Consider the following 14,129-nt stretch of genomic DNA (forward strand, 5'->3'; position numbering starts at 1 on the left):
CGTCGTGTATTTCCTTCCGTCGGCGGTCAGTGGGTGGCGGCCGGTGCCAGCCCTTCCAGAGCCGCGGTGATATCCGATTCGGAGATGGTCATGAGTTCTTCATCGGTCATGGCCGCGACATTGGCGTTCTCGCGAGTGAAGCGGTAATCGCGTTCGGCCTCGGCGGCTTCCACCACATTGCGCACGAACCGGCCGTTACCGGCCAGGTCGATCAGACGACGGCCATTACGAGCCTGCCCCGACAAACGTTCGCAGCGATCGTGCAGGGTGTGCTTGGCATCGCCGGACAGGATCGAATCCTTGTGCTGGGCGATGTGTTCGGCGATGCGCACCAACTCATCCGCGTCATAGCTGGCGAAACGGATGCGTTTGGTGAAGCGCGAGGCCAGGCCGTCGTTGGAGGCCAGGAACCGATCGATCTGATCCTCATACCCCGCGATGATGACCACGAGCTTGTCGCGGTCGTTCTCCATCCGGGCCAGCAGGGTGTCGACCGCTTCCTTGCCGAAAGCGTCTCCGCCGGAGAGCCCTTCCTGAATCAGGGTGTACGCCTCGTCGATGAACAGCACTCCGCCGAGTGCGGAGTCGATCAGCGCATTGGTCTTGGGTGCGGTGTGCCCGAGGTGGGTGCCGACCATATCGTTGCGGGATACCTCGACCACATCCGCGTTCTCGACCACGCCGAGGCCGGCGAAGATCTTGGCGATGACGCGGGCGATGGTGGTCTTACCGGTGCCGGGCGGACCGGAGAAGATCAGGTGGTGCGACCGGGAGTCGACGGCCAGACCGCGTTTGGCGCGCACCTGATCCATCAACACCCCGGACTTGAGCCGATCCACCTGCTCCTTGACCGAATCCATGCCGATCTGGGCCAGCAGCAGATCCGAGGCTTCGGTGAGCAGCGATTCGCGTTCGTCTCGCGCGGCGGATGCCGCAACCTCGGCCGGATCGTCACCGGTGCGCCGATCCCACCGGTCCGTGCGGGTGGAAATGACGTCCGCGGTGGTGATTTCGAAACGATAGTTCTTGTCGGCGACAGCGCGCTGCCAGTCCTCGTGCTGGGACCACAGCGCGGATCCCTGCAATCCCTTGAGGATTCGATCCGCGGCCTCGTGGTCGCCGCTGTGCCGCAACACCATTCCGAGCAGGAAGTGCGCATCGGCCCAGATATAGGACAGACTGCCCGAGGAGCTGTCCTCCACGATGCGCTGCGCCCGGGGCAATGCCTCGCCGAAGCGGCCCAGGTGCGCGAGGGCCTGCGCGGTCATCAATTCGGCGGCGATATCGAGCAGGTTGTCATCGATGACCGGTTTGCTCGCCCGGAACTCGATGACGTCCGGCCAGCGATGAGTCCGGAAATACAGTGAGAGCCGCACGAAGTCGGCGACATCGTCGGGGGGCAGCTGATCGAGAATGGCCGTGGCCTCATCCCATTCACCGCCCTCGGCGTATTTACAGGCCTGTGCGAGCGCGATCTGATCGCGGTCGGACATCGCCACTCGCAGCCCATACATGCCGATTTCGACCTGGCACCACAGTGATCGGTCGGGCAGTCCCGCGCGCTGCTGATCGCGGTACAGATTGTGAACGGAGCGGTAGGCCCCGTAGATGACTTCCCCAGAGATTTCCCCGGCCATGGCCAGCCCGAGCCAGGCATCGCACATATCCGGATCGAGGTCGGTCGCCGCATGGAATGCCGCCAGCGCGTGCTGGTCGTTGCGCACTCCCCCGGAAACCAATCCGAGACTTTGAACCCCTGTGTAGAACGCGTCCTCGGCCGCTGACAACTCGGACTTCCCTTCCACCGATTTCGTCTGCACGAAGGTTAGAGGCGAAGGCCGCCAGGACATTTCCCATCATTGGGAATACCCGTGCGGCGTTTGCCCACGATCACCTCGCGCTTCCCACGACGGGGAATCGATGGTCACCGAAACCCGTTGAAATATGCCAACATTCGTTGTGCCGTTGATTGACGGCATGATGGATCGATACCACCCTGCCCCTCATCGGGTTGGTATCGAACCAGTGGCTGGAGCCCCCGCGATCCGGGTATGCCAGCCGCCTCGGACATGGTTTGTCGAAAATCCCTCCCCACGACAACCTGCTCCACGGACGGCCGGTGGTCTGGGACACCACCGGCCGATCCGGAAAACTCTACGCGCAGGTCGGACTGAACACCGATCCGCTCATCGGGCGAAAACGTTGTGCGGCAGGAACATCGAGCGCCGCCACTACACCACCACCGGTATCGGGATCGGCGGCGTTCAGCCGAATGCTGTGCTGCGCGTGCGCTCCGCCCGAAACCTCGGCCCGCGCACCGGTGCGCCAGCCGAAGGGCACGGTGTGCACCTGCTCGCCGCTGTGCGTGAGCCGTTCGGTGACCTCGGCGAGCAGATCGAGCGAATCCGCCAGATCGGTGAGCAATTCGGTCCCCGTCGCCACGCGCTCATCTCTGCGGGGTGGTCGTAGATAGCCGTCGATGACGACCGAGGTCGCCTCCGTCCGCGCAATAAGCTTGCGCACCAACTTGGCCGCTGCAGCGCCGAGTAGCAGATCGCCGTGTTCGAGCGCGATCGAGACCACCAGGCATTCGCTGAATTTGTGTGCCTTGCCGACCTCGCCCTCGGCCACCCCGACCGCACAGGCCGACGGTGTGGTGACCGCGTATTCGAAAGTGCGACAACGACTACTCTGAATCAGCATGGCACCCGCCCTTTCCCGTGGGCGTCGAACGACACTGCCGCTCGACCGGCAGCGCAGTCTGCCGAATCCGGGTCGTGCTGACTAACCTCATCGAATCTCCGAGCCGATTGATTCCGGATCATGCCGCCGTGTGACCCCGGGCTCATTTTCTTAACCCGTCGGCGAAGTGTGCATCGACTCTACGACCGGGACGAGGGGCATTCAGGTACCAGAAAGCGTCAGCTGAGGGCCAATTCGCGCCATCGCAACCGCATGGGGGTATCTCACCCGCTGTTCGCAGGATGCCCGATGTGGCGCGTTCGGTGACTTCCCACGCCGGGGAAGCGCCCGCGCTGGCCGATACGGCCTAGTCGGAGATCCAATGATGGAAAGGGAGTGAGGAAATCAGATGATCCCCAGCAGTCCCGCACATCACATCCCCACCTTGGTCTCGATCTACGAACTGGGACTGAACGAGTGGTATCGCGTCGCTGAATTCCGGCTCAACGCAAAGGGTTCGGTGGAACTCCGGCTGTGCAATGGCAGCGCGTGCCCCTTGGCACTGCACTGGTACCGCGAAGGCATCGAGACACCGGCGACCGTTCCGCTGGTGACCGCCGCCGATGGTCCGGACTTCATGCGCGCCCTGCTGCGCCCATTTCTGATGAGCTATTGCCGGATCGTCGACGAAAGTTCCAGGCCCGCAAGCCATCCGGACTCCGACTCTCCCCAGCGATGGCGACACCACCCCGTCGGCACGGCTTAGGTTGGACCGATGGTGCAATCGACTCCGTCGCCGTCGACAGGGGCGCAGCACGGGCCCGATCCGAAACGCACAGCGACCCGGCCGCTGAGTGAAGGTTGGCCGTATATCGCAGTGGCGCTGGCGAATTCCGCGGTCTTCTACCTGATGTTCAAGCCGTGGCTGACGGCCACCGGTTGGGACGGATTCGGCGTCGTCAACGCTTTCGGCCGCCTGCGCCGCACGACCAGACACCTGAATCTGTGGTCCCAGTCTCCGCCACCGGTCGGGATCATCAGCAACACCTGGGCGGTACTCGCGTCCGTTGCCATCGTCATCACCGTGGTGGCGGCGATCAGGGCCAGCCGGTACCGCAGTTCGGCGACCGAAACACTCACTGCCATAGCGGCATTGGCCGCGGCGATCTTCGTCGCAGCGGACCTCTACCACCTCAACGCCGCCATCCCGAAGGTGCAATTGGCGGTGTCGATGAGCAAGGATCTGAGTGCACAGCTCGGCTTGGCGATCGGCGCGCTGCGCGGCACCACCGAGTATCCCTGGCCCGGCAAGGAATCACAGCTCCGCGTGGCCGGATTGACATCCACCGCGTTGATCGCCTTTGCCATCACCGTGGTCTCGGCCGCGGTGGCCGGGTTACGCGCCAGACGTGGTCTGCTGCGCCTGACAAAGGCTGTGGCCGCTCGCATCCTCTAGCTGTCGCCGACCAATTCCATTCACACAGAAGCGATTCCGAATGACCGGTGCGACCGTCCTGCGAAACCGGGACTTCCTGCTGCTGTGGTCGGGCAACGCCATCTCCCATGTCGGGTTGCAGGGTGCACGCATCGCCTACCCGCTGCTGACGCTGTTACTCACCGATTCGCCGATCGCGGCGAGTCTGGTGGCCTTCGCGATCGCCGCGCCGGGGCTGGTATTCGAGATTCCCGCAGGGGTCGCTGCCGACCTCTGGGATCGCAGGCAGACCCTGATCCTGTGCCAGCGTATGGGTTTGGCGGCCACCCTGCTCGCCGCTGCCGTCATCGTCGCGCGGCCGCCGGGCCTGGCGTTCTTCCTCGCCATCGCGGCCTTCACCGAAGGCACAGCGTATGTCTTCTTCAATACCGCTGAGCTGGTACTGATTCGGGACGTCGTCAGCGAGGAAGAGCGCCCCGCCGCGTTCGCATTCCTGGAGGCCGAGCAACCGATCGCCAATATGATGGGCCGATCGCTCGGTGGAGCACTGCTCGGCATCGCACGCGGGCTGCCCTTTCTCGCCAATGCCGCTTCCTACCTCTATTGCCTGTGGACCCTGTCCAGAATTCGCAGTCGAGACCAAGCCACACCCGCTCCCGCGAAAGCCACCCGGATCTGGGACTGGGATCAGGTCCGGATCGGCATGCGGCATCTCGCCCAGGATCCCTTCGCGCGCGATTCCATGATCATCCTGGCGGTATCCAACGGCATCATCCAGGTCCTCATACTGCTGATCACGCTCTCGGTGAAGCACGGCGGTCACGCGACGTGGACCGTCGGTGTCGTCCTCGGAGCGACCGGCATCGGCGGTCTGCTGAGCGCGGTGCCCGCCGCGCGATTCGGCAATCGTCTCGATCCGCAGCGGGTGCTGACGGCCTCGCTGTGGGCCTGGACGCTGCTGGCCGTGCCGATCGCGATCACCTCGAATCCGTTGGTCCTCGGCATCTGCTGGATGGGTGTGGGATTCGTCGGAACCATGGTCAACGTTCCACTGACCCTGTACCGAGTGCGGGTCTACCCCGAAGAGCTGATCGGCCGAATCTTCGGAGCCAGCAAGCTCATATCGCACGGCGGCACCGCCGCGGGCGCGCTGGCCTCCGGGGTGCTGGTGTCGATCTTCGGTACGGGGGCGCTGGGATGGATGCTGGTCGCGGGTATGGCGGTGTTGGCACGCCGGGCTCGACGGCTGACCGCGCCCAAACCCTCCGCACCCGCGCCGCCTGCACTGATACGCGCCGCGACCCCACCGGCCGGGACCTGGATTGCCAGGGTGTCCGGGCAGGGCACCGATGTGCACGGGAGCACCGGCCGGGCGGAGATCTGACGGCTCAGCGCTCGCCTCGTCGCTCGGAGGCCCGATCCTGAGGCATATCAGGGCCGCCCGCAGGATCGTCGCGGCGAGCCCTGGCCTTCCGCGGCCGAAGCGGTGCCGGGACCGGTGGCGCGGGCGAGGACGCCTCGGGGGTGAAAACCTTTGTAGCGGAGTCGGAGTCGCGCACTCGTTTCGACCAGGGTGTAGCGGTAACGCCACGATCGGCGGCCGGAACGACACCACGCTCGGGCGTCGCCGCTATACCGCGCTCGGGCGTCCGCGAGTCCGATGCCGCGATAGTGGGCCGCTCCCGCTGTGCAGCACGGGCCGCTCGCGCTGATCGCCTGCGGGGCAAGGGGCCGCCCCAGGGATTGGTGCCCTGACGAAGGTTCGCCGGGACGCCCGAACCCATCGGATCCGGTTGGCGCACGGCTGATTCGCGGTCCTGACCGCCCGCCGCCAACGTGTCGGCGGTGGGATCCGGGCCGAGGATCATTCGTTCCTCGGCCGAGGAGGGGGTGGGGACGGTGACTTGCGACGAGCTCGGCACAGCGCCGGAAGACGTTGCCGCACCGGGGCTCTCGATGGGTTCGGCGCTCGGTACCGCCGCCGTCGATTGATTGGCGCGCGCGTCGGAGCTCGGAGACGATTCGATGACAGACGGTTCCCGAGGGGTTCCGGAATTCTCCCGCCATGGCGAGCTACTCGGCTGGGACATCGGCGAAGGTGCCACCGGCGCAGCCGACTTCGGGGCGGATACGTATGGATTGCTTCCTGCCGAAACTCGCTCGGGCGCCGACGTACTCACCCCGGGACGAGTCGCGGGATTCACTCCGGGAGCGTTCGCGGGCAGAGTCGGCCTCGCACTCGACTCCGATGGGGCCCGGCTCGGTTCGACGGGTCGGCCGGTATCGGACGGGGTGCGTACGCCGGATTCGAACCGCGCCGCAGGGTATTCCTGGGGCATCGGCCGCGTGGGTAGATCGGACGCGGGCGTCGAGCCGGGCACGTGTGGAACCGTGCCCGCCAGCGAATTGGGACCGGGATCGCCCGCGGCGTCCTCCAGGTCCCGGCCGCTGGCGGTGGTGAAATCCAATCCGCCCACCCGATCGGCGAAATCCTTGGCATGCGAGAGCATTTCGTCGGCGTAGGAATCGAGCAGATCCGCGTAGCGCAGCACCTCATCCGGCTCGATCCGCATCGGCTGGGTCGTCGAACTGCTCGGCGACGGAGGCAGATCCAGCATGTCCACCACGGCGGCGTGCAGTGCGCCACCGACCATGCGCTCGATGAGATCACCCAGCGGTTCGATCGCCTTGCCGAGTACCTCGGCGAGGATATAGGCGATCAGCACCTGTTCCATGACCGAGACGAGTTTGCTCGCCATAGCCGGAAGCGACTGTGCCACAACGGCGGAGAGACCACCCGTGGCGAAAGTTCCTGCCATGGCGGCGAGATAGGTCGTGGCCATGGCGGCCAGCTCGCCCAGCACCGCCACCTTGGTCACGACGATCACGTCGGCGGCGGTGTTCAGCGCAACCGCCACGACCTTGCAGGCACGATCGAGCTCGGCCATATGGGTCGCGCTCATGCGGGCCCAGACCGTGAGCAGCTGCTCGTAGGAGTAGCCGGACCAGACGCCGTTCATCTCCTTGATCGCACCGGTCGCGGCATCGTGGGTGCCGCGCACCTTGCTCGCGAAATTCCTTACGTGCGTGGCTAATTCACGGACCTGATCCTCGTTGATGTCCGGGTACGGGACACCCGCGTAATTGAGGAACAGCGCCACCTCGTGCGGAATCTCGATGGCCATGTCCGCCTACCGCGACTCAGAGCACGCGCACGACGACGGCCTGGCTCGACATTCGCGACCATTTGACCGTCGACCCGGTGTAGGGCGCCTCGATGACCATGCCGTTCCCGGCGGCCAACTGCACATGCTCGGGGCCCCGCGAGCTGAATGAACCGGAGGGGAAGACCAGATCACCGGGCCGGGCCTCGGACACCGGAATGCGGACGCCGCTGTGGATCTGCTCATAGGTGGTGCGGGGCAAGATCACCTGGCCCTGCGAAGCCTGAGCGATGGCGTACTGGGTCAAACCCGAGCAGTCGAAGCCGCCGCCACTGGGCCCGCCCGCGCCGCCACCACCCCAGACATATCGGGTGCCGAGCCAATTGCTCGCCGCGAGCACGGCATTGCTGCCCGCGGTGCCGTTACCGGAGACGCGCGGGCGCCGTCGCGTGCGTAGTCGCGGTCGCGGTCGCCCGCGCCGAGGCGAATCCGACCAATTGGTTATGGCTTTCGGCGCGGCGGGAGGCATGATCTGCGCGGCGAGCTTACGCGCGGCGATGGTATCCCGGTCGACCTGCTGGGTGGCCTTGGTAATGGTGGTCTGTACCGCGTCCAGCAGTGCCGGACCACTGAATCGGGTATCGCGGATTCCGGCGATGGCCTGGATGCGCGATTGCAGATCGGAGATCTGATGGGTGAGGTGATTGCGGCCGTCGGAGGTATTTCCCCCGGACGCCGCGACCGCCTGCCGCACCACACTGTCCTTGCTCTCGTGCGAGTCCGCGATCGATACGTGCATACCGCGAGCACCGGAGTATCCGGTGACTCCGAACCCCGCGTGATCACTCGTATCACGGTCGAGCACAACCGGATTCGCCATCTGCACGGGATCGGGCGCACCCTCTCCGTACAGACCGAGCAATGACTTCAGCACCCCGCTCAGGTCATCGGCCAGAACCGTCGCCATTCGCGCCACCCGCCTTCGTGCCTCACCGAGCGTCCGTCGTATTCCCGATCCTCGCGCTGCCCAGGCGATTCCGGACAGCACGCGGTTGCGGATCGGCCGAAGCCGTCCGTCGACTATGCATGACCGGCCGTCGCGCGCATTCCCACCTCGGGGAACACCGGACAATGAGTCAGATCAACAGGGAGGCGGGTGCCAGCGGCGATGACGACGGAAGCGACGTATATGGCGGACACGACCGACGGGGAAACCACGGCGAGCCCGGCGAACATCTTCACCCTGCCGGGCGCGACGAATGACGCTCGGACCCTGCCCGCTACCTCGGACGGCGCCCGGACCCTGCCCGCCGACACCGATGACCTCGGCACGCCGATCGCGGCGCGCACCCTTCCCGCCAAGACCGGCCGGGATACGCGGCCTTCGGGAATCGGCAAGCACTACTGGACGATTCCGCACCTGCCCGTCCCCTCGGGCGCCTCGCCCGCGCTCAAGAGCTTCATCGCCATGGCCGAGGCCGCACTCCAGACCGCGGTCGACCTGCTCGGTCGCGGAACGACCTTCCCGCCTCCCAAGGTCGACGACCTCCTGACCTCGGTCGTCTACAAGAACCTTGGCGAGGGCAAGGCCAATGAGCAGTATCGCAAGACCCTCGACGCGGTCGATGCCCGCCAGGCCGCGCTGTTGAGCATGGATGACAAGGTCCTCGATGTGGCCAATGTGATGTCGGCCGACAAGGACCGTGTGCTGGCCAGGATCAAACATCTGGTCGCAGAACTGGTGACCGCGCTGAACCGCAAGACCGCGGCCAAGCTGCAGCCCACCGACGAGATGGAACTGATGGACCGGATCGCCACCACGGTCGACGACGTGTACAAACTGGTCACCAAAGTCGCTCAGGACAATCTGCAGATGTCCGGCGGGGGCAATCAGGGCGGAAATCCCGGCGGGAACTCCGGCGGCGGAAACCAGCAGGGTGGGAACCCCGGCGGCGGACAGCAACAGCAGCCGGGCGCGAGCGGTAGCGGAGGCGGAGGCGGAGGCGACGGTGGTTCCGGAATCATGCAGGCGCTCATGATGATTCCGATGCTGGGCGCCAGCCTGCTGCCCTCTGCCCTACAGCTGGTCGACAAGATGAACAACAAGGACGACCGGCACGACGACCGCCAGCATCCGGACGGTCCGCCACCTCCCGGAGCCGGTGCGCCCAACTCCCCCGGTGTTCCGCCACCTGGCGCGACGGCCCCCGCCGCTCCCGGAGCCCCGGCTCCAGGTGGCGCACCTCCGGGTGGGCCCGGTGCACCCGTCCCCGGTGGCGATCCCGGCGCGACCGGGCAACCGGCCGGGGCCACCATACCCGTGGCGGGTGCGGATTCCCCACCGGGTGGTCCGCCTCCCCCGCCACCGCCGCCTCCCCCTCCGCGTACGGGTTCCGCGGGAGCATGACCTCGATGGGATAGCTTGCGCGGCAAGCTATCCCATTCTTGTTCCGGCCCAAACCTTCCCACGACTGGGAGGCCGCCCTCCGCGCGGTGACGCATGCTGAGGAGCAGTCCGCCGACGAACGAGGACCGATGAGAGAACTTCACCCCGACGTGCGTGCGGGACTCGCGATGAAGCGGGAATTGCGACACCGCATGGATGCCATGCAGGAACGGGCCGAGGAAATCGTCGCTCGCCGTCCCTCCCCCTCCGGGCTGATCATTCCCGAAGTCGATACCCGCGGCCGCCTCCGCGATCTATACCTGGCGCCCGGCACCTGCGACAGATTCGACAGTGTCCAGCTGGTCGCGGAACTCATGGCCGCCATCACCGAGAGCACCGCCGACGCGAAACGCAGGTACCACCTCACCATGAACGATCCGGCACTGCTGCCGCGCCCACTCGCCGAGGTCATGCGGGACTGGCGGGCCAACGGAGGCAGCAGCTTCAGGGATCCCCAGTTCGGGAAGTCGGACGAATGATTCGGACAAAATGGGAGGGAGGGATAACCGAGTATGGCCGACTATCTCGCCGTCGAGCCCGATGATCTCCGCAGATCCGCGGAACAGCACAATTTGCTCGCGGCGGACCTGCGCAAATGGGGCACGATCCCGCAGGCTTGGCTCGACGAGTTCCCCGACACCCACGGCACCATCGCCGATCCGATGTACGGGGCACTGGTCGACTACTACAACGACCGGCACGAGAAGGCCGAACGCTTGGCCCGCAGAAACGAGCAGACTCGCGATCAATTGCTGAGGGCCGCAGAGGAACTCGAACAACATGATGACCATGGCCGACAGCAGATCGGTCATGCCGGCGGCAAGGGCTTCGACACCGCGCACGGTGGTCAGCACGGAACGGGCACGCCCGACACCGCCCTCCCGGCTCCGATGACAATTCAACCGTCGCTGGTCAACCAGGTCCCACCCGGACAGCCGGTTACCTCCACTCCGACCGTCCCCGGCCAGAGCGCACCCGTCGCTCCACTGACGACTGCGTCGAACTTGCCGCAGAGTCCGGGCGCCGCACCGCCCGTCAGTCTGGCGTCGGCGGGTGCACCACTCGCTGCCGGCGTTCCGGCCGCTCCCACCGGATCCATTTCGCCCACGGGATTCCCATTGCCCGCGACCGCGGCCGGGCCTGGCGCCGCGATGCGGCCCGGGGTCCTCCCGGCGGGGACCGGTATCGCGGCCGCCGCCACCCAGCAGCCGCGCACGGCCGCACCTGGAACCGCCTCACGGCAGATCGGCGGACTCAACACACCGGCTATGACCCCGAATCAACGGGTATTCACGCCCGGAGCGTCGTCGAGTGGGCCGCCGCCCGGACCGCTGCCGTCCGGTCCACTCAACGCATCGGCGCACGCTGGGCGAGACAAGCCGCGCCCCTCACTCGTGGTGGGCGATACGGTGCACGACGACCTGACGCTCGCGCGCACCTTGCTCGCTGCTGTCCTTGCCGCAGTTGGTGATTCGGAACCCGACGTCGAGTGGGCGACCGCGGTCGCGGTGTCCCGCAGGGGACCTGTTCTGCTGTTGACCTCCACGGCGGGACGCGGCTGGCTGCCGCCGGGCTTGTACCTCCCCGCCGAGGTCATCGTCCCGTGGCGATGGTATTTCGACTTCCGCGACGCCGATCTGCGGACCGCCTCGGCACTGGTCGGAAATGATGACCCTGCACATACGCTCCATGAGTTCGTCGCGATCGCCGGGCAGGACGGCTCATACCTTCGCATCAGCGCGCTGGCGTCATCCACGGACATCCCCGCAGCCCTGCGCACAACTCTCGCCCCCGACACCGCCACCATCGATCGGGTATCGGCGGCGGACGCCGACGCCGACTTCTCCCGGCCCGGTGGCGGACTCGTCGACCGGCTAACGGCGGGCGGATCCGATGAATCACAACGACGGGCGGAACTGCTGTCCGATGCGGAGATTCAGACCACGTGCCTGGCGTTGGCGCGTGCCCGGCAAACCCGGGCCCGCGGACATGACGGAGCGATTACCTCGCATGAGGCGTTCATCGCACGCCGAGTCGACGAATTGCTGCGGTTGTCGACCCTCGTCGCACCGACGCACCAAACACTGCGGGACATGCTCTATACCAGTGACCAGATCGCCGATCATCCGCTGATGCCAGATGAATCGGCGCGCTCCCTTGCCTCCGAAATGGAGAGGACCGGCTGATGGTGCCACCCGTGGACAAGCCGAAGATCGACGACATCGTCAAGCAGATGAAGAACGATTGCGATTCCCATGAGGGCGCCATGCCCTGGAACTGGGGATCCGATCCTTGGGGATTCACCGAGAAACAGGCTGCGGACGCCGCCAAGAAACTCAATGGCATGAACTCGGAAGAGCTCGCGTACGCCTGGACCCAGTTGGACTACAAGAGCGACAACGGGTACTACAACTTGAAGACTAGCCTCTTCAACAAGGTACCCAAGGAAATCAGGGACGACCCCAACTACGCCAATCTCCTCACCGCGGTACAGCACGATTATCCGAAGCCGGTAATCGATGCCAAGCAGAAGGCGGAAGCCGATGCCGACAAACCGGTGTTCGGCAAACATGACCCAGCGACCGGCATTCCGGATTTCGGGAAACATATCGTATTGGTGACACTGCAACCGCCGGACGGCGGCAGTGCGCAATTAGCGGCCCTGGTGCAGGACACCCAATTCACCATGCAATGGGATCTCGACTCGCTTGGACTGCACACTCCGAAGACGGCTCCGCCCGAGTTCTCTCCGGTACTGGTCGGCGACCAGCGATCAACGACCGTGGATGGCTGGTCGGATATCAGAGCGGCGCATGAAGCCCTCAAAGGAAAGCTGGACGCGCGCCAGACGGACTATAACAACCAGCACAAAATTGCCACCGACGCGACATTCGATACCGAAATAAAGGGAAAGAAGCTCTTCACCGACCTGGTAGGAATGGTTGGAGAGGCCCAGAAGATACTCGGTACCGTATTGGAAGGGTGGTCGCGTGACGGCGACAAGTTGATCAAGAAGATCCCGCACCCGCATGATGATCCGACCACAGAGGTCTGGTTCGAGCGGAATACAGCGAACAATGATCTCTACAAGACCCCGGAAGCGGACAAGGACAAGTTCTTTCTGACCCCGCAGGCGGAGCAGCAGTACTATGTCAAGCCCCTCAAAGACCTCGCCACGAGGTGGGATGAGAAGTACGCCGAGGCAGCCAAGGAGTTTCTGAAGGACGCCGAGAAACTCCCGCCTCCTCCCGACAAGCCCGCACCACCACACACACCGGCAACACCCGGACCGGGACCTGGCCCGGCTGCTACGCCGGGCCCCGGCCCCGGGCCGGATACCACCCCCACACCGGGACCCACCACGCCGAACACCGACTACAGCGCCCTCTTCAACGATGCGCTCGGGGCGGGCCCGGGTGGCAAAACCACAGCCGATCCGAGCGCGGATCCGACGAACCCCGCGACCACTCCGGTCGATAGCACCACGACCCCAACCGATACCGCCACGAATCCGGCTGTCGACAAGATCGATGCGGCTATCGACCGCATCGAACAGGGTGCGACCGCCACTCCCGCCGTGTACACCCCGGGCACGACCGCCGGCGCGAATACCGGAGGTTATTCGGGTGGAAACACGGGCGGCAGCAGCGGCGGCGGCTCGGGCATGGATCCGAGCACGCTGATGATGATGATGGCCATGGCGCAGCAGAACAAGAATCAGGACCCCGGCGCAAACCAGAACGACAGGGACGAACGACGTCGCCGCCCCGAGCAGAATCCCAGCGCCCCCGGCAGCACTACCCCCGGAGCACCCGCGGCCCCGGGAGCGCCCGGGCAACCGACGGTCACGGCCACCCCGACGACTCCGCCGCCTGCGGCCAATGGCGCGAAGCCTTTGGTGGACATGACGATTCCGGGCCTGAATGGGACCCAAGCGGTGTCTCCGGTGATCGCCGACGCCATGAACAAGGAGATCAACAACCCGAACCTGTGCGATGCGCGTGCCGCGTACGACGGCACGCCCGGCGCATCCACTCCCGGCACGCCCTGGAAGCAGGTCGTCGCCGGAGAACTGCATACCGGTGACGTCGTCCAGTGGGCGAATCACAGCGCCCTGGTTGTGATGACCGATAACGGTCCGCAGATCATCATCAACGGTCAACTAGGTCCGGTCGAGGACGGCCACCTGGTTCGGTTCGACCCGAACAACATGCCGGCCGGGCTGCGTGCCGAGTTCGGTGAGTTCCAGGGGTACTTCCATCCCACCGGAGCCGATCTTGACACCGCCGGGCAGGTCCCGCCCGATACGAAACCCGCTGACCCGCCCAAGGTCTCCGCACCGGCGGCACCCGGGGTGGTCCCGGCGACCACCCCGCCGACGGGTCCCAGCGGGGAGATCTGA

11 protein-coding genes are annotated in these 14,129 nt (G+C 65.6%); 7 read left to right on the forward strand and 4 right to left on the reverse strand.

What is annotated here, in order from left to right; all coding sequences use genetic code 11:
* Positions 1-26: 26 nt before the first annotated feature.
* Positions 27-1,739, reverse strand: a complete 1,713-nt coding sequence (gene eccA / locus ACFC4D_RS26850; RefSeq protein WP_376067614.1) for a type VII secretion AAA-ATPase EccA — start codon at positions 1,737-1,739, stop codon at positions 27-29.
* 415 nt (positions 1,740-2,154) lie between these two features.
* On the reverse strand, positions 2,155-2,703 hold the full coding sequence (locus tag ACFC4D_RS26855; RefSeq protein WP_376067616.1) for a hypothetical protein: 549 nt from the start codon (positions 2,701-2,703) through the stop codon (positions 2,155-2,157).
* A 388-nt stretch (positions 2,704-3,091) separates the two neighbouring features.
* On the opposite strand from ACFC4D_RS26855, the gene ACFC4D_RS26860 reads away from it, so the two are divergent.
* From ACFC4D_RS26860 to ACFC4D_RS26870, 3 genes are read left to right on the forward strand one after another with little or no spacing between them, the layout of a single operon-like run.
* Positions 3,092-3,448 carry a hypothetical protein gene (locus ACFC4D_RS26860; RefSeq protein ID WP_376067619.1) on the forward strand — a complete coding sequence of 119 codons (357 nt, stop codon included), beginning with the start codon at positions 3,092-3,094 and terminating at the stop codon, positions 3,446-3,448.
* Between the two features lie 9 nt (positions 3,449-3,457).
* Positions 3,458-4,138: a hypothetical protein gene (locus ACFC4D_RS26865; RefSeq protein WP_376067622.1), complete on the forward strand. Its 681-nt coding sequence runs from the start codon at positions 3,458-3,460 to the stop codon at positions 4,136-4,138.
* Between the two features lie 40 nt (positions 4,139-4,178).
* On the forward strand, positions 4,179-5,501 hold the full coding sequence (locus tag ACFC4D_RS26870; protein WP_376067625.1) for an MFS transporter: 1,323 nt from the start codon (positions 4,179-4,181) through the stop codon (positions 5,499-5,501).
* A gap of 4 nt (positions 5,502-5,505) precedes the next feature.
* Here the strand turns inward: ACFC4D_RS26870 and ACFC4D_RS26875 are convergent, their stop codons facing one another.
* Both ACFC4D_RS26875 and ACFC4D_RS26880 read right to left on the reverse strand, forming a co-directional pair.
* Entirely contained in the window at positions 5,506-7,302 is a 1,797-nt protein-coding gene (locus tag ACFC4D_RS26875; protein ID WP_376067627.1) for a hypothetical protein, read from the reverse strand.
* A 16-nt stretch (positions 7,303-7,318) separates the two neighbouring features.
* A complete protein-coding gene (locus ACFC4D_RS26880; protein ID WP_376067630.1) occupies positions 7,319-8,248 on the reverse strand; it encodes a C40 family peptidase in 930 nt (309 codons plus the stop codon).
* Positions 8,249-8,470: 222 nt separating this feature from the next.
* Between ACFC4D_RS26880 and ACFC4D_RS26885 the strand changes: the two genes are divergently transcribed.
* The 4 genes from ACFC4D_RS26885 to ACFC4D_RS26900 all read left to right on the forward strand — a co-directional run bounded on the left by ACFC4D_RS26885 (position 8,471) and on the right by ACFC4D_RS26900 (position 14,129).
* Positions 8,471-9,688: a hypothetical protein gene (locus ACFC4D_RS26885; RefSeq protein ID WP_376067633.1), complete on the forward strand. Its 1,218-nt coding sequence runs from the start codon at positions 8,471-8,473 to the stop codon at positions 9,686-9,688.
* 128 nt (positions 9,689-9,816) lie between these two features.
* Positions 9,817-10,206 carry a hypothetical protein gene (locus ACFC4D_RS26890; protein ID WP_376067634.1) on the forward strand — a complete coding sequence of 130 codons (390 nt, stop codon included), beginning with the start codon at positions 9,817-9,819 and terminating at the stop codon, positions 10,204-10,206.
* A gap of 33 nt (positions 10,207-10,239) precedes the next feature.
* Positions 10,240-11,913 (forward strand): type VII secretion target, encoded by a 1,674-nt coding sequence (locus ACFC4D_RS26895; protein WP_376067637.1) that lies wholly within the window; start codon positions 10,240-10,242, stop codon positions 11,911-11,913.
* A gap of 11 nt (positions 11,914-11,924) precedes the next feature.
* Positions 11,925-14,129 (forward strand): hypothetical protein, encoded by a 2,205-nt coding sequence (locus ACFC4D_RS26900; protein ID WP_376067639.1) that lies wholly within the window; start codon positions 11,925-11,927, stop codon positions 14,127-14,129.

Origin of the sequence: Nocardia sp. NPDC056000 (assembly GCF_042269265.1) — a bacterium.
Taxonomy (GTDB): Bacteria; Actinomycetota; Actinomycetes; order Mycobacteriales; family Mycobacteriaceae; genus Nocardia.